The following is a 19,057-nucleotide window of genomic DNA, read 5'->3' as shown; positions in this document are numbered from 1 at the left end:
AACTCAGGTGTTCATAGAGTCGAAAAAGTCAGAATTCGACTTGGTTTGCTTGAGCTTGCCGAGCAGGAATTCGATGGCGTCGGTGGTGCCCATCGGGTTGAGGATGCGGCGCAGGACGAAGGTTTTTTGCAGGTCCACCTTGTCGACAAGCAGGTCCTCTTTCCGGGTGCCAGACTTGAGGATGTCGATCGCCGGGAAGACACGTTTGTCTGCGATCTTGCGGTCGAGCACGATCTCGGAGTTGCCGGTGCCCTTGAACTCTTCAAAGATCACCTCGTCCATGCGGCTGCCGGTGTCGATCAGCGCGGTGGCGATGATGGTGAGCGATCCGCCCTCTTCGATGTTCCGCGCGGCACCGAAGAAACGTTTGGGGCGCTGCAGGGCGTTGGCGTCGACACCGCCGGTCAGAACCTTGCCCGAGGACGGAACCACGGTGTTGAAGGCACGGCCCAGACGGGTGATCGAATCGAGCAGGATGACAACGTCGCGCTTGTGTTCGACAAGACGCTTGGCTTTTTCGATGACCATCTCGGAAACCGCGACGTGACGGGTGGCCGGCTCGTCGAAGGTGGAAGAGACGACCTCCCCTTTCACCGAACGCTGCATGTCGGTCACTTCCTCGGGGCGTTCGTCGATCAGAAGCACGATGAGATAACACTCGGGGTGGTTCTTCTCGATGCTGTTGGCGATGTTCTGCAGCAGCACGGTCTTACCGGTGCGCGGCGGGGCCACGATCAGCGAACGCTGGCCCTTACCGATGGGTGAGACCAGATCGATGATCCGCGCCGAGCGGTCCTTGATCGTGGGGTCATCAACCTCCATCGTCAGACGCTCGTCGGGGTAAAGCGGCGTGAGGTTCTCAAAGGCGACCTTGTGGCGCGCCTTCTCGGGCGCCTCGAAGTTGATCTTGGTAACCTCGGTCAGCGCGAAATAGCGTTCGGTGTCATCGGGCGCCTTGATCAGCCCCTCGATGGTGTCCCCGGTGCGCAGCGACCATTTGCGGATCATGTCGGGCGAGACGTAGATGTCATCGGGGCCCGGCAGATAGTTCGCTTCCGGCGAACGCAGGAAACCGAATCCGTCTTGCAGCACTTCCAACACGCCGTCGCCCGAAATCTCCCAACCGTCATCCGCACGTTCGCGGAGAATCTGGAACATCATCTCGCCTTTACGCATGGTCGAGGCGTTCTCGATCTCCAGCTCTTCGGCCATGGCGAGCAGGTTTTTCGGCGTCTGCGCCTTGAGATCAGCGAGGTTCAGCGTTTCGGTTGTCATGGAGCATCCTGTTCAGCCGCAGCAGAATGCGGGCTGGTCGATCATTTGAATGTGGCAAGCAGAAACCGCCCCGGACGGGACAGTGGCGCAGATATAGGCGGCAGCGCGGCTTGAGTCAATTGCCTCAGAATTTCACGACCACGGAGAAGACGATCACGATCATCAGCAGCGTTGGCACTTCGTTCAAAAGGCGGAACTGACGGCCCGTGACGGTACTGTCGCCGCTTTCGACGGATTTGACCTGTTTTTTCAGCCAAACATGGAAAACCGTCATGGCGATGACACTGGCACCCTTGGTCCATGGCCAGATCATCGTCCAATCCACGATTCCGGGCGTCAGAACGAGCGCGAGGCCGAAAACCCATGTCGCCATCATCGCGGGCCGCATGATGAACTGTGCGAGCTTGAATTCCATCATCGCGAAAGTCTCATGCATCCGCCCGGCGGAGCCCGCCTGTTCGACATGATGCACGAAGAGCCGCGGCAGGTAGAAAAGCGCTGCCATCCAACTGATGACCGACACGATATGGAGCGCTTTGATCCATGGATAAGCGAGGCTGAGAAGATCGAACATGGGGAAGGCTCCGGTGGGCGTGCTTCTTTCTTAATAAATAAGAAAAGAGAAAAGATGTAGTTGATTGTAGGGCGTCTGAATCCTGTGGATTAATGATTTATACCGCCGCTTATCAACAGGTGAACAAACTTCGCGGCCTCCTGTGGATAAGCCGGCCCCGATTCGCGAATGTTGAATTTTCTCAGGATCTTGCTGGCGTATTTTCTGGGGGACAAAATGTATCAAAGCGGGGATAACCGGTGAAGTCTCGTGGTTATACGCACAAGCAGCTTATCCCTATTCATCGGGGTGGGAATCGGCGACAAAAACCGCGACTCGGGGCGAGATCTGCGGGCTTGTGCTGTCAACTTTTATCTCGCAGAACAAATCCTCAAGATTTGCGCCAGATCATCACAGGGTTATCCACATGCCGCAGAAAATCATCCTCGCCTCCGGCTCGGAGATCCGGGCGCAGCTTTTGGCGCAGGCCGCGATCCTGCATGAGGTGATCCCGGCCAAGATCGACGAAGAGATGATAACTGCTGCGCTGCGGGCCGAAGAGGCCAAGCCGCGCGACATCGCCGATACCTTGGCCGAGATGAAAGCCCGGAAGGTGAGCGAAAAGCACTTTGGCGCGTTGGTTCTGGGCTGCGATCAGGTGTTGGAGCATCGCGGCGAGATGTTGCACAAGCCCCGTGATAAGGGTGAAGCCATCGCGCAGCTTCACCGGCTGCGCGGGGATCGGCATTCCTTGCTTTCCGCCGCCGTGCTCTATGAAAACGGTGAACCGCTCTGGCGGCACGTCGGTCAGGTGCGGCTGCGCATGCGCGAGGCCAGCGACGCCTATATAGAAGACTACGTCGCGCGAAACTGGGAAAGCATTCGCCACGCGGTGGGCTGCTACAAGCTGGAAGAGGAAGGCGTGCGGCTCTTCACCCAGATTGAGGGGGATTACTTTCACGTCCTCGGTATGCCATTTCTTGAACTGCTGAATTACCTGACGCTGCGCGGAGACCTCACGACATGAGCCTGCCCAAAATCCCCCTCGCCGGTGTGATCGGATCGCCCATCGCGCATTCCAAATCCCCGCAGTTGCATCGCCATTGGCTGGAGACCTATGGCATCGCCGGTCATTACGTGCCGCTTGATGTCGCCTCCGATGATCTGGAAGAGGTGCTGAGAACGCTGCCCAAGATGGGCTTTGTTGGGGTGAACCTGACAATCCCTCATAAAGAAGCGGTGATGGAAATCGCGGATCTTATCACCGACAGGGCCACTCTGATCGGCGCGGCCAATACGTTGATCTTTCGCGCCGATGGCAAGATTCATGCGGATAATACGGATGGCTACGGCTTCATCGAAAACCTCAAAGCTGGTGCGCCGGATTGGGATCCGAAGGCCGGACCGGCGGCGGTCTTGGGCGCGGGGGCGCGGCGCGGGCAGTTGTCTCCTCGCTGTTGGATGCTGGCGTGCCTGAGATCTGCCTGTCAAACCGCACCCGCGTCCGGGCAGAGCAGTTGCAGCGCGATTTCGGCGGCCGGGTCAAAGTCGTCGATTGGGTGCAAGCGGGCAATATGATCGATCACGCAAGTTTGTTGGTGAACACCACATCGCTTGGCATGATTGGCAAAGGCGCCTTGCGGGTGCCGCTGGATGGGCTGCGCCCCGGCACGGTGGTGACGGATCTCGTCTATGCCCCGCTGCGGACCCATCTGCTTGAGACGGCTGAGGATATGGGCTGCGTCACGGTCGACGGGCTGGGCATGTTGTTGCATCAGGCCGTCCCGGCGTTCGAGCGTTGGTTCGGCCAGCGGCCCGAGGTCGACCGCGCCACGCGAACGGCGGTGCTGCGCTGATGTTCCACCTCGGGCTCACCGGTTCCATCGGCATGGGTAAATCGACCACAGCAAAGATGTTCGCCGAGGAAGGCTGCGCCGTTTGGGATGCCGACGCGGCGGTGCACCGGCTTTATGCCCCGGGCGGGGCTGCCGTGACGCCGATGCAGGCGGCTTTCCCGCAGGCTATCGAGGGCGGTGGTGTCTCTCGTGCCGCGCTGAAAGAGATCATCGCCGCCGATCCGACCGCCCTGCCCCGGATCGAAACCATCGTGCATCCGCTGGTGGCCGAAGACCGGGCGACGTTTTTGGCGCAGGCGGATAGCGACATTGCCGTGCTGGACATCCCGCTGCTGTTCGAGACCGGCGGCGAGGCTGCGATGGACGCGGTGGCCTGCGTGACGATCCCGGCAGAGGTGCAGCGCGAGCGCGTACTCGCACGCGGCACGATGACCGAGGCCCAGTTCGACGCCATCCGCGCCAAGCAAATGCCCGCCGAAGAGAAGTGCGCCCGCTCGGACTATGTGATAGTGACCGATACGCTCGACCATGCCCGCGCGCAGGTGCGGGCGGTGATCCGCGACATCAGGGAAAGACAGCGCCATGCGTGAAATCGTGCTCGATACCGAAACCACCGGCTTTGACCCCGAAAGCGGCGACCGCATCGTTGAGATCGGCGCGGTCGAGCTGATGAACCACATGGCCACGGGCGAGACCTATCACCAATACATCAACCCCGAACGCTCGATGCCCGATGAAGCCTTTCAGGTGCACGGGCTGGGCGATGACTTTTTGCGCGACAAGCCCAAGTTCGCGCAGATCGGGCGGCAATTTCTCGACTTCATCGGCGATTCAAAGCTGATCATTCACAACGCGGCCTTCGACATCAAATTCCTGAATGCTGAGCTGCGCTGGATGGGCCTGCCGCAGATCCCGTGGGAACAGGCGCTCGACACGCTCGAGATTGCGCGGAAACGCTTTCCGGGCTCACCCGCTTCGCTTGATGCGCTCTGTCGCCGCTTCGGGATCGACAACACCTCGCGGACGTTGCACGGCGCCTTGCTCGACAGTGAGATCTTGGCCGAAGTCTATCTGGAACTGATTGGGGGGCGGCAGCCGGATTTCGCGCTGTCTTCGGCGCCGGAGCGCAAGACGGGCGAGCCGGAAACGCGCTGGACCCCGAAACCGCGGCCCACGCCCCTGCCCTCGCGTCTGACTGAGGCCGAAGCCGCCGCCCATGCCGAATTTGTCGGTAAACTGGGCGACGACGCGCTGTGGAAACAGATTGGCTAACGCTTAGGCGTCGGCTTTTGGCGGGTTTTCGGCCTGACGGCGTGCCACTTCGTTGCGGTAGAGCGACAGGAAGTCGATGTTCTCAAGGTTCAGCGGCGGGAAGCCACCGTCACGGGTCACGTCGCTGACGATGCGGCGCAGGAAGGGGAAAATCATGCGCGGGCATTCGATCAGCAGATAGGGATGCATCTGCTCTTCCGGCACGTTTTCGACTTGGAAGATACCGACATAGTCGATTTCCAACACGAAGAGCGTCGCGTCGCCGTCTTTCGCTTTAGAGGTGATGTTCAGCTTAATCGCGGTTTCATACTGGTTCTCGCCCGAACGCTTCTTCGCGTCGAGGTTGACCTGAACCTGCACGTCGGGCTGTACATCCGCCGGGGCACCCTTCTGCGCCATGATGTTTTCGAACGACATGTCGCGGATGAACTGGCCCAGCACGCGCATCTGCGGTTGCTTGGGTTGTGCGGTTTCGTTTTCTGCCATTTTCTGTGTCCTGTTGTGGTGAATTTCTTAAATCTACCCGGACTTAACAGGTCGGCACGGGCCGCTCAATCCTTAGTCCAGCCCGAGGGGCCCTTGGTCTGGCGCGGCTGTTCGGGGATCTCGTGAAAATCCCCGTCGATCACGTCACCGCGCGGATCGCCGCGGCGTTGCGGCCCGGGCCGCGGCCCCATGCCGCCGGGGGTGCCAAAGCTTTGGACCTTCACCCGGTCACGGATCGCACGGTAGGCCGCCTGCCGGAAGCGTGGGATCAGGAAAGCAAAGCCGACGGCATCAGTGAAGAACCCCGGCGTCAGCAGCAGCGCGCCGGAAAACAGGATCATCGCGCCATGCACCAAAGGCTCGGTCGGGTCGCGCAAGTCATTGAAGGAACTGCGCAATTGGCCAAGCGCCAGCGCACCCTGAGACCGCACCAACCATGTGCCCAAAATGGCGGTCAAAACCACCACGGCCAGCGTCCAGCCAAGGCCGATGGCGCCACCGACTTGGATGAAAAGCGTGATCTCGATCAGAGGCACGGCGATAAATGCGATCAATAGCCACATGCGGCGGAGTCCTTTCGCTGGGGCAGAGTGGACTTGCCCCGGTCGAACACCTACATAAGAGCTTAACTCGCATGTTTCCATGCCACCCCTGAATGAGGTTTCGATGAATTCTCCCCTGATACAGCTTCTGGTCCTCGCCGGTATCGCCGTATTCCTGATCCTGCGGCTGAAAAACGTGCTTGGCACGCGTGAGGGTTTTGAAAAGCCCCCGGTGACCGATCAAACGCCAAGCCCGCGCAGCGGCCCCGCGTTTGAAGTGATCGAAGGTGGCCCGGATCTCGATATCAGCGACCACGTTCCCGAAGATAGCCCCTCGGGCAAAGCCTTGGCCGAGATGAAGCGGGTCGAGCCGTCCTTTGGCGTCAGCGATTTCCTGCAAGGCGCGCGCGGCGCTTATGAGATGATCGTCATGGGCTATGAGCGGGGCGATCTGGCCGAAATTCAGCCGTTTCTGGCCGATGACGTCTATGAAAGCTTCGTTGACGGCGTCGCCGCGCGGGAGGACCAAGGTCTGACGATCGAGGCGAATTTCATCGGCGTGCGCGAGATGGAACTGATCGACGCCAAGATGGACGAGACCACGAAAGAAGCCGAACTCACCATCCGCTTCGTCGGCGAGCTGACCTCGGAGGTTCGCAACCGTGAGGGCGAGATTGTCGAGGGCAGCAGCACCGAAATCAAACGCCAAAAAGATACATGGGTCTTCGCCCGTGTCATGGGCTCGGACGATCCGAATTGGCTGTTGGTTTCCACAGACGGGTAGCGCGTGCGCTTGGCGCACTGGCGCTGTTGGGCGGTGTGTCGATGAACACGCCGTCCGCAGCAGAGGTGCATTATACCGTCATGGATTTCGACCAGCTTGAGGGCTGGGCCGAAGATGACCACGCCGCTGCCTTCGAGGTTTTCACCAGCACCTGCGGCGACATGAAAGACGTCGATTGGCGCGCGCTCTGCCAGCTGGCCAAAGATGGCCCCGACCCGCGGCAGTTCTTCGAATTGTTCTTTCGCCCCGTTCTGATGGAAGACGGCAATGACGCGCTTTTCACTGGGTATTTCGAGCCTGAATTGGACGGCGATCTCTACCCCTCTGCCCGGTTTCAATATCCCATCTACGCCATGCCCCCGAGGCCGAGCAGATCCGCCCATGGCTCACCAGACGCGAGATCCTAGATGGCGACGTGATGCGCGACCGCGGGCTTGAGATCGCTTGGGTCGATGACCCGGTTGAGCTGTTCTTTCTGCAAATTCAGGGCTCTGGCCGTATTCGCCTGCCTGATGGCAGCTATCTTCGGGTGGGCTATCGCGGCGCGAATGGCCATGATTACCGCTCGGTCGGGGTCGAATTGGTGCGGCGTGGGGTCTATGAGGCGCATCAGGTCAGCGCCGATGTCATCAAGAATTGGGTGCGCCGCAACCCCGAAGATGGCCGCGAATTGCTCTATCACAACCCGTCATACGTCTTCTTCCGCGAAGTCAGCCGCGTGCCCGCCGACAAGGGGCCGCTGGGGGCGATGAACCGGTCCATCACCGCCATGCGCAGCATCGCGGTGGACCCGTCGCATGTGCCGCTCGGCGCGCCGGTCTGGATCGAAAAGGACGGGAAGGCGCCTCTGCGGCGTTTGATGGTCGCTCAGGATACAGGCTCGGCCATCAAGGGCGCGCAGCGGGCGGATGTATTCTTTGGCACCGGTGACAAAGCGGGCCGCGCGGCGGGCCGTCTGCGTGATCCGGGGCGGATGATGGTCTTGATGCCCATCCAACGCGCCTATGCTTTCCTGCCGGAGAGCGCGATATGAAACGGCGCCGCTTGAACGAAGACGATCTCGAACTCTGGCGCCGGGTGACCGAGCGGACCGAGAAGCTGGAGCTGAACAAGCTGTTCACGCCCGAGATCGACGCGCCCGCCCCTGCCCCACCGCAGGTTCGACGCGCCAAGATCGCCCTGCAAGGCAACAAGCCGCAGCCTAACATGAAAAAGCGCGGCAACGATCTGCGCCCCTCATTGGCCGAGCAGATGAAAGCCGCACCAGTTCAGATGGACCACAAGGCTTACGGCAAGCTCAAACGCGGCAAGCTGCGGCCCGAGGGCCGGATCGACCTGCATGGCATGACCCTCGACCGGGCGCATCCGGCGCTCAATGGTTTCATCATGGATGCCCATGCCCGGGGCAAACGGCTGGTGCTGGTGATCACCGGCAAGGGCAAGCGGCGCGATGACGGTGGCCCGATCCCCGTGCGCGATGGGGTGCTGCGTCATCAGGTGCCCCAGTGGCTGTCGATGCCACCGCTCAGCGGTCTCGTACTACAGGTCGCGCAGGCCCATGTCAGCCACGGCGGCGGCGGGGCCTATTACGTCTACCTACGGCGCAACCGTTAACCGCGCAGCAGTGGTTTGTAGCGCGCAATCGCCCATGCGGCCAAGCCTGCGGCAATCAGATAATAAAGCGCGATGGGCAGCATCTGCTGCGGGAAATCGACGCCGAGGTCGATGAACAGCCCCGTCACTCCCGGCCCGATGGCCGAACCGAAGACCATCAGCGCCGCCGCCACCGCTTTAATCGACCCCACATGGCGGGTGCCGAAATACTCGGCCCAGAAGGCCGCCGGCGCGGTGGACTGCATGCCCTGCCCCATGCCGAAAATCAGCAAGCCGATCCCGGCCATCCAGAGCGTGTCGGCATAGGCGAGCACCGCGAATGACAGGGCAAAGGGCAGCATCATCACCGGCACAACGCGGCTGACGCCGAAACGGTCGATCGCCCAACCCGAGAGGAAGGTCGAGGCCACCGCCGAGATCGTGTAGACCGGCATCAAAGCCACGAACTCAACCAAGGCCCATCCCTTCACTTGGGTCAGATGCACCTGCTGAAAGAACAGGGCCGTGCCCCATGCCGCGGGGCCGATGGCCAACGGGATGATCATCCAGAAGAGACCCGAGCGGAACATCTCGACCCGGGTCCAATGCCGCCCTCTCATCCCTGTGCGCTGCGCCTGATCGGCCATGCTTTGCGGGGTACGCTCTTGCCGCAGCAGCATCAGGATCACCGGGATTGTCAGCAGCACCAGCACCGCGGCCAGTACCCAAAGGCTGCGCCAGTGAAAGCTGGCGAACAGGGCCACGAAGATCACCGGCAAGAACGCCTGACCGGCGGCGAAACCCATCGAAGAGAGCGAAAGCGCCTTGCCGCGCGAGGCCTCAAACCAGCGCACCATGGCGACCTGCCCTAGCTGAGACATCATCCCCTGCCCGGTCAGCCGCAAGGCGTAGATGACAAAGATCAGCGCGATCCAATTCGGCACTGCCGCCATCGCAAGACAGGCCCCCGCCAGCGCCAGCATCACCCCAAGGGCCAGCACCCGCACACGAAAGCGGTCCGTCAGCACCCCGGCCCAGACCATGGTGATGGCCGACAATGTCGTGCCGACGGTATAGATGCCGCCCCATTGGCCGTCGCTTAGACCAAAGTCGCCCTTCACCGCCCCCGCAAAGAGCGAGATGAAATAGGTTTGCCCATAGGACGAGGTGAAGGTCAGCAGGAAACCGGCCAGCAGAAACAGCCAGTTGCGCCGCAGAAATGAGAGGTATTCCATGCCCCTTTCATCGCCGGGGCATGGAAGAAAGGAAAGCCCTAAAGAACGTAGCGGCTGAGATCGGTGGAGCGGGTCAATTCGCCAAGGTTCTTTTCGACGAAATCAGCATCGACGGTGATCTCTTGCCCCGAGCGATCAGGCGCGTCGAAGGAGACTTCTTCGAAGACCCGTTCCATCACCGTATAAAGCCGCCGCGCACCGATGTTCTCGACCGAGGTGTTGACCTCTGCCGCAATCTTGGCCAGTGCCGCGATCCCCTCTTCGGTGAAGGTGACGGTCAGTTCCTCGGTCCCCATTAGGGCGGTGTACTGCCGCGTCAGCGCATTGTCGGTTTCGGTCAGGATGCGGACGAAATCATCCTCGGTCAGCGCCCGCAGTTCGACGCGGATCGGCAGACGGCCCTGCAATTCGGGCAAAAGGTCCGAAGGCTTGGCGATATGGAACGCGCCCGATGCGATGAAGAGGATATGGTCGGTCTTCACCGGGCCATATTTCGTGGAAACGACGGTGCCTTCGATCAGCGGCAGCAGGTCGCGCTGCACCCCCTCGCGGGAAACATCGCCACCGCGCGCGTCGGAGCGGGCGCAGACCTTGTCGATCTCATCTAGGAAAACGATGCCGTTCTGCTCAACCGCTTCAATGGCGGCGCGGTTGACGGCTTCGTCGTCGAGCAGCTTGTCGGCCTCTTCGCCCACCAGCACGTCATAGCTATCGGCCACGGCCATGCGTTTCTTGGTGGTGCGCCCGCCCATGGCTTTGCCGAAAATATCACCGAGATTCATCATCCCCATACCTTGCTGGCCGGGAATGTCCATCATCGGGAAGGGGCTGGAGGTATCGGCGACCTCAAGCTCGATCATCGTATCGTCAAGCTCACCTGCGCGGAGCTTCTTGCGGAACATCTCGCGCGTGCCGTCGCGGGCATCGGTGCCGGCGATGGCGTCGATGACACGGTCCTCGGCGGCCTGTTCGGCCTTGGCTTTAACGTCCTCGCGCATGAACTCGCGGGTCATGGCGATGGAACTGTCTACCAGATCGCGGATGATCTGTTCCACGTCGCGGCCCACATAGCCGACTTCGGTGAATTTCGTCGCCTCAATTTTAATGAAGGGCGCGCGGGCGAGCTTCGCCAAGCGGCGGCTGATCTCGGTCTTGCCGACGCCGGTGGGGCCGATCATCAGGATGTTCTTCGGGTAGACTTCGTCGCGCAGGTCATCGCTTAATTGTTTGCGGCGCCAGCGGTTGCGCAGGGCCACGGCTACAGCGCGTTTGGCGTCGTTCTGGCCGATGATATAGCGGTCCAGTTCGGATACGATCTCGCGGGGGGTCAGGTCGGTCATGCGGTGATTTTCTCCACGGTGAGTTTGCCGTTGGTGTAGACGCAGATGTCGGCGGCGATCGCCATGGCATCACGGGCAATGGTTTCGGCGTCCCGGTCGCTGTCCATCATGCCGCGCGCGGCGGCGAGGGCATAGTTCCCACCCGATCCGATGGCCGCGACCTCATGCTCCGGCTCCAGCACATCGCCCGCACCGGTGATGACCAGCAGGTCTTTGCCGTCGGTCACGATCAGCATCGCTTCGAGCTTTTGCAGGTATTTATCGGTGCGCCAGTCCTTGGCCAATTCGACACTGGCACGGGCCAATTGACCCGGTGTCGCTTCCAGTTTGGCCTCCAGCCGTTCCAGCAGGCTAAAGGCATCCGCGGTGGAGCCCGCAAACCCCGCCACCACGTCATAGCCGCCGGGGCTGAGCTTGCGCACCTTGCGCGCGGTGCCTTTGATCACGGTCTGGCCGAGGCTGACCTGTCCGTCACCGGCAATCACCACTTCGCCGCCTTTTTTGACGCCAATGATCGTGGTCCCGTGCCAACCGGGGAAATCGTCGTTCTGTGCCATGGGGCCTCCTGTCGCTTGGCGCTCTATATGGCCCCCGTGGCAGGGCAGGACAAGGGCAGCGCCGGTTGCGCGTGGGGCAGGCGCGCCGCTTGTGATGCGGGGGCAGGCTTGCGGTGCAGTGGCCAGCGGCTTTGCCACAATGAAAAGGGCGCCCCGAAGGACGCCCGTTTTCGTAACTCAATGCCTAAGGCGTTGGCCTTAGATGGATTCTTCGATCCAGCTTTGCAGGGCCGCCTTGGGGCGCGCGCCGGCGAGGTTGGACACGACCTGCCCGTCCTTGAAGATGAACAGCGCCGGGATACCGCGCACGCCGACTTGGGCGGGCGAGTTCGGGTTTTCGTCGACGTTGACTTTGACGATCTTCACGCGACCGTTCATTTCATCCGACAGCTCTTCCAGCGAAGGGCCGATCTGTTTGCACGGGCCGCACCATTCGGCCCAGAAATCGACCAGAACCGGAATGTCCGAATTTTTGACTTCGGCGTCGAAAGTGTCGTCGGTGACTGCGACGGTTGCCATGATGCTCTCCTGACAGGAATGGGTTGAGGCCTGAACCTATGAATGCGCGGCAGTGGCGTCAAGATATGGCAGGGCGCGCAGGGCATTTGTCACGATATCGTTGGGTAACACCATAAGCGCGGGGGTGGCAGTCCATAGAATGGCCGTCTCGATCCGCCGATCCGGGTAGATCTGGCGCAGCATATGGGCGTAGGCTCCCATCTGACGCAGCAGCCCGTCGGGGCAGGCGTCAGCCGCGCCGGGGACCACGCGGTTCGTCTTGAAATCGACGGCAAGAATGCGACCCTCGGCGATCACCAAACGGTCGATCGTGCCATGCAGGCGCTGGTCTCCGAGGCTGCCGGTCACGGGCACTTCGGCGAGGGTTGTCTCGGCAAACAGCGGGGCGAGGGCAGGGGTGTTCAGCACCGCTTCCGCCTCATCTTCCGCGCGGGCGATCATCTCGGCGGGGTGTGTGCGGGCCAACCGCTCTAGAAAGATCTCCCGGGCATCCGTCCCCATCAGCGGCAGATGTTCCAGCAGCTCATGGACCAGCGTGCCATAGCTCAGCGCAGTGTCCATATCGAGCCCGGCCTCACCGGCAAGCGCCTTGGCTCCGCCGAGATCTGAGGGCGAGAGGGTCTTATCCTCTCCCTTGGGGGAGGGGGCGGAGCGGGTGAAAACAGGGTCTAACCTGGGCGTTGTGACGGTTTTCTTAGGCGTCTCTATGATGTCAAGCGCATCCCAATCGCCCTGTTGATAGCGCAGCGTGCCATCGTCGCCCAAAGGCTCGGCGCGGAGCCGCGCCAAAGCGGCAGCGGTGATCTGATACCAAGAGGATTCATCTTTCGACAATTCCCCCGCCGCGGCCACGATCAGCCATTTCTCGGCCCGCGTCATGGCGACATAGAACAGGCGAAGCCGTTCTTGCAGCGCGGCCTCTTTCATCTCGTCCAGCCGGGCGCGCATGGGCTGGGGCATGTCATCCGCCGGGGCTTTCCAGACGGGGGTGCCGTCAACGGTGATGATCTCATCCTTGATCGTCACATCGCGCCGCCCGGTGTCGGGCAGGATCACAATCGGCGCTTCCAGACCCTTGGCACCATGCACCGTCATCACCCGGATCTGGTTCGACGCGCTGTCGATCTGGCGTTTGATTTCCAGATCATCGGTCTGCATCCATTGCAGGAACCCGGTCAGGCTGGGCACCGTGCCGCGCTCGTAGGACAGTGCTTGGCTCAGCATCGCGTTGATCCCATCCTCAGCCTCGGGCCCCAACCGCGCGAGCAGTTTGCGGCGCCCATCGTGGCGGGTGAGAATGCGTTCGATCAGATCGTAGGGGCGCAGGTAATCGACCTGCCCGCGCAGGTCGCGCAGCACGGCGAGGGTGGCGGCGTGGGCCTCGGTCTGGTTGCGCAGCGCTTGCCAGAGGTGATCCTCCTTACGGTGATGGGCGAGGGTGAAAAGCTCTTGTTCCGACCAGCCGAAAAGTGGCGATTTCAGCGCGGTGGCAAGCGATAAATCGTCGTCCGGCGTTGCAAGGAACGACAGGATCGCCGCCAGATCGCGCACCGCCAGTTCGGCCCTAACCTTGAGCCTGTCGGCCCCTGCGATGGGCAGTTCCGCCGCCTTGCAAGCGCGGATGATCTCGGAAAAGAGTGCCGAGCGGCGCTGCACGAGGATCAGAAAATCCCCCGGCTGAATGCGCCGCCGCGCCAAGCCGCCCTTGCTGTCGTCGGGGAGGTAATGCTCCTCGGTCGTCAACTCCTTGATGCGCCGCGCGATGCGTTCGGCCAGTTGCACCGTGTGATGCCGCGCGCTGCGTCGGTCGACGGGGTCAGTCCAATCGCCTTCCTCGTCAGGGCCTGCCTTTTCGATGAAGGGCCAAAGATCGACGCGGCCGGGCAGGCGATCCTTGAAGGCCATATGGCCGTCATTGGTAAAGCCGGTCTGGATCGCGGGGTCGAAAACCCCATCGACCGCTTGCAGAATCGCCGAAGAGGAGCGGAAGGAATAGGCAAGACTGCGGCGCTGGAAAAACTGGCCGGCCTCACCGATCTTCTGTTCGAATGTCGTGCCTTTGCGGTCCAGCTCTTCGGGGTCCGCGCCTTGAAAAGAGTAGATCGATTGCTTCTTATCGCCCACGACGAAGAGCGTGCGATCCACCTCGTTACGCGCCCCGGCGCCGGAGTAAAATTCATCTGTCAGCCGTTCGATCACGTCCCATTGCCGGGGCGAGGTGTCCTGCGCCTCGTCGACAAGGATATGGTCGATGCCGCCGTCGATGCGGAACAGCACCCAAGCGGCCACGGCCTTGTCGGTCAGCAAGGCGCGGGCTTTGAGGATCAGATCGTCAAAGTCGAGCCAGCCGCGTTTTTGTTTCTCATCTGCGTAGCGTTCAAGAAAGCGGGCCGCGAAACGGTGCAGCACATAGGATTTGCGCGCCGCCTTCAGCGCCAGCCGCGCTTCGCGGGCATCTTCGACGCGCTGCATCAACTGCTCAAGCTGCGGCATCTGTTCGGCGATAACCTTTTGCGTCGGCTTGGTCGGGAAACTGCCGATCTTGGCGGTAAAGGGCGCCTTGGCGCCGCTGCCGGTCAGAAGGATGTTTTCTAGCTGGGGCAGGGCGGACAGATCATAGCGGTCGATCTCTTGCAGCGCCGCGCCCGCCTTGCCGTCATTGCCGCCTTTGGCCAGCAGATGGGGGATGATCTCGGCCATCATCGCCGCTTCGCTGCCAAGGAAGACCGAGGCCGCGATCTTGTCTTCGGTGAGGTCTTCAGGCTGGGCGAAAAGCGCTAGGATCTCGGGCCAAGTGCGGGGGGTGCTGAAGGCATCGCGTTGGCCCACGATGCTGCGGGTGAGGCTGGCGAAATCTTCGCCCGTGTAGTGCCGCGCGATCTCGGCGACCAGCGGGGCGTCTTCGCCTTCGGCCATCTCATCGACGATCTCGGCCCGCAGCAGATCGGCGGCGCGGTCTTCGATCTCGGTGAATTGCGGGCTGACCTGCGCCTCCAGCGGGAAGCGGCGCAGAAGGGCCGCGCAGAAAGAGTGGATGGTCTGAATTTTCAGCCCGCCGGGCGTCTCGATCGCGCGGGCAAAAAGGGTGCGGGCATTGCGCAGTTGCTCGGGCGTCAATTCGCCCTGAACGCCAAGATCGGCCAAGGCGCTGCGCAGTGCCTGATCTTTCAGCATCGCCCATTCGCCCAAGCGTTTGAACAGGCGGTTCTGCATCTCCGAGGCCGCCGCCTTGGTATAGGTCAGGCAAAGGATATGCTGCGGCTCCACGTCGTCGAGCAGCAGCCGCGCCACGCGGTCGGTCAGCACGCGGGTCTTGCCCGAGCCCGCATTCGCGGTCAGCCAGGTGGAGGCATCGGGCCGCGCCGCTTCGATCTGGGCGCGGGTGGCATCGTTGAAATCGCGCATCATTCCAGATCCTCCGGTCGGGCGGGGCTGGTGCCATCCCATTCCCCGAACCGCGCCAATTGGTCAAAGTTTCCGGCAAAGGCATCGCTTTGTACCATCCGCCGCGCGGTAAAGCCCTGCCCCTCATCGAGGTAGCGCGAGAGCAGCGCGTGCAGACCGGCCAGCACCTCTTGCGGGTTTTCCTCCTCCAACGGGGCGGGGACTTCGACGGGTTTCGACCCTAGACCGATAAAGGCAGCATGGGCCACATGGGCCACGCCCACCTCGGGAAAACCGCCCCGTTCGACCATCGCCGCTTCGATCAAGAGTTGCTTGTCGAACAGCCGCTGCTCCTTTTTGCCGGGCGGGGTGCCGGTTTTGTAGTCGTAGATCAGCACATCGCCGTCATCGGTCTGGTCGATCCGGTCGGCAAAGCCGCTGAGGGTAAAGCCGAGGTCGGCAAAGGTGTAGCTGCCCCGCGCGCCCTGTTCAAAAGCGACGGGGCTAGAGAACTCAGCGCGTTGGCTTTCGCGGGCGATGAACCAATCGGCGATCCGGTCGATACGGGCGAGCCACATGGCGCGGGCGGCGGGCCAGGGGGCTTCTTCCTCCAGCACCTCGGCGGCCACTTGCATCAGCGTGTCGCGGGTCAGCCGCGCAGGATCGCGGGCCACCAGTTTGACGAAATCTTCCATGATGCGGTGCAGGACGATGCCGCGCACCGGCGCGTCGGGCGATTGCACCAGCGGGTTGATCGGGCGCAGTTTCAGGCTGTGTTTGGCATAGATCGCGTAAGGATCGCGGATCAGCGTCTTGATCTCGGTCACCGACAGTTTGCGGGGGCGCGCCGCGCGCGGCGGGCGGGGCGAGGGGCGCGTGGCCGGGGCGGTGCGCTCCACCGCTTCCAAGGCGCGCACCTGATCCAGCCAGTGGTTGCCGCGCTGCTGCATGGCCTTCCATGCCTCCGGCCCGCCGGTGTCGCCCAAGCCGCCCAGCAGATTGCCCAAGCGGTTCAGCCAGCGTGACGGCACCATCTCGGCCTCGTCCGAGCGGATCGCGCGGGTGATCCAAACCTCGGGGCTGGCGATGGCCTGTTGATAGTCATGCGCCGACAGGCCGATGCGCCGTTCGGGCAGCAGCAGCCCGGCCTTCTCGCGCATCTGACGGTTGAGCCATGGATCGGGCGGCGGCGCTTCGGGCCATGTACCTTCGTTCAAACCGCCAAGGATGACCAGCTCGGCCCCTGCACCCGCGCCTCCATCGTGCCCCAGATCATGATGTCGGGATGCGGGGTATCGGCCTCGCGCACCTCTTCTTGGGCCAAGAGTGCGCCCAAGAGATCGGCATAATCGGCGGCGTTCATCGCCCCGCCGTGGGCTGCATGTTCCGTGAGGTTCGCCATCACCGCCTCGGCCGCGATGCCCGCGCCCTGCTGCCAAAGCAGGTGGTCGGGATCGGCGGGTTGCCCGGCGGCGATCCTTTCAGCCAGCGCCAAATGCGCGGCGACGCATTCGGGCAGGGGCCGCTCTCCGGGGTGTCATGGCCGGGGAAAACCTCGCCCAGCCAAGCGACCCAATCGCGGAAACCGCTGGGGTCTTCCATCCGTTTCGCGGCGCGCTCTGCAATCTCGGCCAAGCCTTCGGCGTCGGGGTAGGGCAGCCCGTGGCGGCGGATCTCAGCCTCCAAGCGCTGGGTATAGAGCTGGTGGAAATTCCGCCCCGCGCCGCTGTGGGTCAGCGGGTGTTTCAGCAGGGTCAGCAGCGCTTCGGCATCCAGTTTCCGGACAAAAAGCGCTGCCACATGGCGCAAGAACCGCCCCGGCGGGGAGAGTTGCAGCGGCATCCCGGCGCTGTCATCGGGCAGAATGCCCCACCGGTCGAGCGCTGCGGTGACCTGCCGGGTGAGCATCCGGTCGGGGGTGATCAAGGCGGCCTTCACACCATCCTCGGCAGCTTGGCGCAGGCGCAGCGCGATGGCCAAAGCCTCGACCCGTGGGGTGGGCGCTTCGATCAGGGTAATGCCAGCGGTGGCACCTTGCAGGTCTTCCAGCTTCGGCCCTTCGTTCAGCCAAGCATGGGTGACGGGCGCAGGCCTGAGCGAGAGCGACACCAGCTTGTTGCGGGCGGTCGATACCGGGGCATCTCGCACCACGGCGCGACCGCGCCACGCGCCACGCCGAGCATATTCATCAGCTTGCGGAAGCGGTATTGCGGGTGATCCTCGGCCAGAAGCGCCTGATCCAACTCGTTCCAAACGGCGGTTGGCATCTCGAAATCGAACCCCGGCAGGATGATCGCGCCCTGCGGCAGGCGGGCCACGGCCTCCATCAACAGCGCGGTGGTCCCGCGCGACCCGGTGGACCCGGCAAGGATCACCGGGTGCTGCGGCGGCGCGTCCTGCCAGCGGGCGATGATCCGGGCGACCAGCTGCCGTCGCCGTGCCTCGGCATCCGGGCGGGTGGTGGTTTGGCCCAGATAGTCATGCGCAATGGCGAGGAACCGCTGCGCCCGCTCCCAATGGGCCGAGAGGTTGCCAACGTCTAGCCCGGCCACCGTCTCGGGCGAGACGCCTTCGCCCTGCATTTCGTCGATCAGCCCCGCAAGACTGTCCGAAAGGGCATAGAGCGAGGCGCGCGGCGCGAGATCGGGTGCGGCATCCAGCAGGCGGGACACGAGTTGAATGAGTTCCAGCCGCCGTTGCAGCGGCGGTGTCGGGGCGGGCAGCGCGATGCCGGGGGCCAGTGCATCAAGGTCAGTGATCAGCCGGATGCGCGGTAGAAATCCTGCCGGACCCGCGTCGAAATCATGGCGCAGCCGACGCGCCATGCGGTTGGTGTTCACCAGCAACTCGACACGGGCCATTGCCTCGGGCGGGCCATTCTCCAACCGGTCGCACAGCCCGCGCACCAATCCGCGCGGGAAATCGACACCGGGGGCAAGGCCAAAGACGCGGGGGCTGTCCTGCGGCTCAAACATCGGCACCTGCCAAAAGGCTTTCGGCAAGGGGGATGCCGCCCGGGTGCCCCACATCGCACCAGCGCCCGCTATAGGGCAGGCCAAACAGCGTCCCGCGTGCCAGCATCATGTCCCACAACAGGTTGAGCGAGAATGCCTCGGCGTCGATATCGGCCAGCAGATCGGTCTTGATGATCTGCACCCCGCCATAGACCTCGCCCGGCCCCCGTTGCAGGCGGCCATCCGCGGCGCGGGTAAAGTCGCCCGTGCCGCCATGGCCAAGGGTGTTTTCCAACGGCACGGTCATCAAAAGCGCGTCCATCCGTGCCGGATCCCATGCGTTGTGGAGCATTTCGAGCGGGTTCACCCCGGCCCAGATCGCGTCACTGTTCATGGTGAAAACCGGACCAGTCCCCAACATCGGCAGCGCGTTGCGCAGCCCGCCGCCGGTGTCGAGGATCTGGGGCGTTTCGATCACCGTTTGCACATTCTGCGCTTTCAGATGTGCCTCTAACTGGTCGGGCAAGTAGTGCAGGTTCGCCACGATCCGCGCAGGGGATATCCCGCGGGCAAGATCGAGCGCATGGTCAATCAAGGGGCGGCCCGCGACCGGCACCATGGGCTTGGGTTGGTTTTGGGTGAGATGTTTCATACGCGTGCCGAACCCGGCCGCGAACATCATGATGGCGTCGGGATTGTCGCGCATT

15 protein-coding genes and 3 pseudogenes are annotated in these 19,057 nt (G+C 62.6%); 7 read left to right on the top strand and 11 right to left on the bottom strand.

Annotated features, from left to right (window positions below; genetic code table 11):
* Positions 1–3: 3 nt before the first annotated feature.
* On the bottom strand, positions 4–1,275 hold the full coding sequence (rho, locus tag CUR85_RS07795) for a transcription termination factor Rho (RefSeq protein ID WP_067267859.1): 1,272 nt from the start codon (positions 1,273–1,275) through the stop codon (positions 4–6).
* Between the two features lie 124 nt (positions 1,276–1,399).
* On the bottom strand, positions 1,400–1,849 hold the full coding sequence (locus CUR85_RS07790; RefSeq protein WP_067267858.1) for a CopD family protein: 450 nt from the start codon (positions 1,847–1,849) through the stop codon (positions 1,400–1,402).
* A 406-nt stretch (positions 1,850–2,255) separates the two neighbouring features.
* On the opposite strand from CUR85_RS07790, the gene CUR85_RS07785 reads away from it, so the two are divergent.
* The 4 genes and pseudogenes from CUR85_RS07785 (at position 2,256) to dnaQ (ending at position 4,956) form a co-directional block, all read left to right on the top strand.
* Positions 2,256–2,855 carry a Maf family protein gene (locus CUR85_RS07785; protein ID WP_067267856.1) on the top strand — a complete coding sequence of 200 codons (600 nt, stop codon included), beginning with the start codon at positions 2,256–2,258 and terminating at the stop codon, positions 2,853–2,855.
* Positions 2,852–3,684, top strand: a pseudogene (locus CUR85_RS07780) (shikimate dehydrogenase). Before CUR85_RS07785 ends, CUR85_RS07780 begins: the two are co-directional and overlap by 4 nt.
* The gene (gene coaE / locus CUR85_RS07775) at positions 3,681–4,274 is read left to right on the top strand and encodes a dephospho-CoA kinase (protein ID WP_067267897.1); all 594 of its coding nucleotides are present in this window, start codon (positions 3,681–3,683) and stop codon (positions 4,272–4,274) included. Before CUR85_RS07780 ends, coaE begins: the two are co-directional and overlap by 4 nt.
* A complete protein-coding gene (dnaQ, locus tag CUR85_RS07770; RefSeq protein ID WP_067267737.1) occupies positions 4,267–4,956 on the top strand; it encodes a DNA polymerase III subunit epsilon in 690 nt (229 codons plus the stop codon). Before coaE ends, dnaQ begins: the two co-directional genes overlap by 8 nt.
* A gap of 3 nt (positions 4,957–4,959) precedes the next feature.
* On the opposite strand, the gene secB is transcribed toward dnaQ, so the two are convergent.
* On the bottom strand, positions 4,960–5,442 hold the full coding sequence (secB, locus tag CUR85_RS07765; RefSeq protein WP_067267736.1) for a protein-export chaperone SecB: 483 nt from the start codon (positions 5,440–5,442) through the stop codon (positions 4,960–4,962).
* Between the two features lie 65 nt (positions 5,443–5,507).
* The gene (locus CUR85_RS07760; RefSeq protein WP_067267734.1) at positions 5,508–6,005 is read right to left on the bottom strand and encodes an FxsA family protein; all 498 of its coding nucleotides are present in this window, start codon (positions 6,003–6,005) and stop codon (positions 5,508–5,510) included.
* A 103-nt stretch (positions 6,006–6,108) separates the two neighbouring features.
* Between CUR85_RS07760 and CUR85_RS07755 the strand changes: the two genes are divergently transcribed.
* The 3 genes and pseudogenes from CUR85_RS07755 to CUR85_RS07745 all read left to right on the top strand — a co-directional run bounded on the left by CUR85_RS07755 (position 6,109) and on the right by CUR85_RS07745 (position 8,382).
* A complete protein-coding gene (locus CUR85_RS07755; RefSeq protein WP_067267732.1) occupies positions 6,109–6,768 on the top strand; it encodes a Tim44/TimA family putative adaptor protein in 660 nt (219 codons plus the stop codon).
* A 41-nt stretch (positions 6,769–6,809) separates the two neighbouring features.
* Positions 6,810–7,801: pseudogene (gene mltA, locus CUR85_RS07750) on the top strand (murein transglycosylase A).
* A complete protein-coding gene (locus CUR85_RS07745; protein ID WP_067267730.1) occupies positions 7,798–8,382 on the top strand; it encodes a Smr/MutS family protein in 585 nt (194 codons plus the stop codon). The pseudogene mltA and the gene CUR85_RS07745 overlap by 4 nt, the downstream one beginning before the upstream one ends.
* On the opposite strand, the gene CUR85_RS07740 is transcribed toward CUR85_RS07745, so the two are convergent.
* The 7 genes and pseudogenes from CUR85_RS07740 to CUR85_RS07710 all read right to left on the bottom strand — a co-directional run bounded on the left by CUR85_RS07740 (position 8,379) and on the right by CUR85_RS07710 (position 19,056).
* The gene (locus tag CUR85_RS07740) at positions 8,379–9,596 is read right to left on the bottom strand and encodes an MFS transporter (protein WP_067267728.1); all 1,218 of its coding nucleotides are present in this window, start codon (positions 9,594–9,596) and stop codon (positions 8,379–8,381) included. The genes CUR85_RS07745 and CUR85_RS07740 overlap by 4 nt on opposite strands.
* 38 nt (positions 9,597–9,634) lie before the next feature.
* Positions 9,635–10,936 carry an ATP-dependent protease ATPase subunit HslU gene (gene hslU / locus CUR85_RS07735; protein ID WP_067267727.1) on the bottom strand — a complete coding sequence of 434 codons (1,302 nt, stop codon included), beginning with the start codon at positions 10,934–10,936 and terminating at the stop codon, positions 9,635–9,637.
* Entirely contained in the window at positions 10,933–11,493 is a 561-nt protein-coding gene (gene hslV, locus CUR85_RS07730) for an ATP-dependent protease subunit HslV (protein ID WP_067267725.1), read from the bottom strand. The genes hslU and hslV overlap by 4 nt, the downstream gene beginning before the upstream one ends.
* A gap of 198 nt (positions 11,494–11,691) precedes the next feature.
* Positions 11,692–12,012, bottom strand: coding sequence for a thioredoxin (trxA, locus tag CUR85_RS07725; protein ID WP_007118424.1), 321 nt, complete (start codon positions 12,010–12,012; stop codon positions 11,692–11,694).
* Between the two features lie 36 nt (positions 12,013–12,048).
* Positions 12,049–15,420, bottom strand: a complete 3,372-nt coding sequence (gene addA / locus CUR85_RS07720; RefSeq protein ID WP_067267723.1) for a double-strand break repair helicase AddA — start codon at positions 15,418–15,420, stop codon at positions 12,049–12,051.
* A pseudogene (gene addB / locus CUR85_RS07715) lies at positions 15,417–18,371 on the bottom strand (double-strand break repair protein AddB). The gene addA and the pseudogene addB overlap by 4 nt, the downstream one beginning before the upstream one ends.
* Entirely contained in the window at positions 18,364–19,056 is a 693-nt protein-coding gene (locus CUR85_RS07710) for a nucleotidyltransferase family protein (RefSeq protein WP_067267720.1), read from the bottom strand. Before CUR85_RS07710 ends, addB begins: the two are co-directional and overlap by 8 nt.
* Position 19,057 lies beyond the last annotated feature (1 nt).

The organism is Sulfitobacter faviae, assembly GCF_029870955.1.
In the GTDB taxonomy this organism is placed as follows: Bacteria; Pseudomonadota; Alphaproteobacteria; order Rhodobacterales; family Rhodobacteraceae; genus Sulfitobacter; species Sulfitobacter faviae.
This window is presented reverse-complemented; position numbering and strand designations above follow the sequence as displayed.

Coding starts and splice junctions, on each gene's coding strand:
- addA (WP_067267723.1), bottom strand. CDS start 15,420: ATGATGCGCGATTTCAACGATGCCACCCGCGCCCAGATCGAAGCGGCG.
- CUR85_RS07760 (WP_067267734.1), bottom strand. CDS start 6,005: ATGTGGCTATTGATCGCATTTATCGCCGTGCCTCTGATCGAGATCACG.
- CUR85_RS07755 (WP_067267732.1), top strand. CDS start 6,109: ATGAATTCTCCCCTGATACAGCTTCTGGTCCTCGCCGGTATCGCCGTA.
- trxA (WP_007118424.1), bottom strand. CDS start 12,012: ATGGCAACCGTCGCAGTCACCGACGACACTTTCGACGCCGAAGTCAAA.
- rho (WP_067267859.1), bottom strand. CDS start 1,275: ATGACAACCGAAACGCTGAACCTCGCTGATCTCAAGGCGCAGACGCCG.
- secB (WP_067267736.1), bottom strand. CDS start 5,442: ATGGCAGAAAACGAAACCGCACAACCCAAGCAACCGCAGATGCGCGTG.
- hslU (WP_067267727.1), bottom strand. CDS start 10,936: ATGACCGACCTGACCCCCCGCGAGATCGTATCCGAACTGGACCGCTAT.
- hslV (WP_067267725.1), bottom strand. CDS start 11,493: ATGGCACAGAACGACGATTTCCCCGGTTGGCACGGGACCACGATCATT.
- CUR85_RS07785 (WP_067267856.1), top strand. CDS start 2,256: ATGCCGCAGAAAATCATCCTCGCCTCCGGCTCGGAGATCCGGGCGCAG.
- CUR85_RS07745 (WP_067267730.1), top strand. CDS start 7,798: ATGAAACGGCGCCGCTTGAACGAAGACGATCTCGAACTCTGGCGCCGG.
- CUR85_RS07710 (WP_067267720.1), bottom strand. CDS start 19,056: ATGCGCGACAATCCCGACGCCATCATGATGTTCGCGGCCGGGTTCGGC.
- CUR85_RS07740 (WP_067267728.1), bottom strand. CDS start 9,596: ATGGAATACCTCTCATTTCTGCGGCGCAACTGGCTGTTTCTGCTGGCC.
- dnaQ (WP_067267737.1), top strand. CDS start 4,267: ATGCGTGAAATCGTGCTCGATACCGAAACCACCGGCTTTGACCCCGAA.
- CUR85_RS07790 (WP_067267858.1), bottom strand. CDS start 1,849: ATGTTCGATCTTCTCAGCCTCGCTTATCCATGGATCAAAGCGCTCCAT.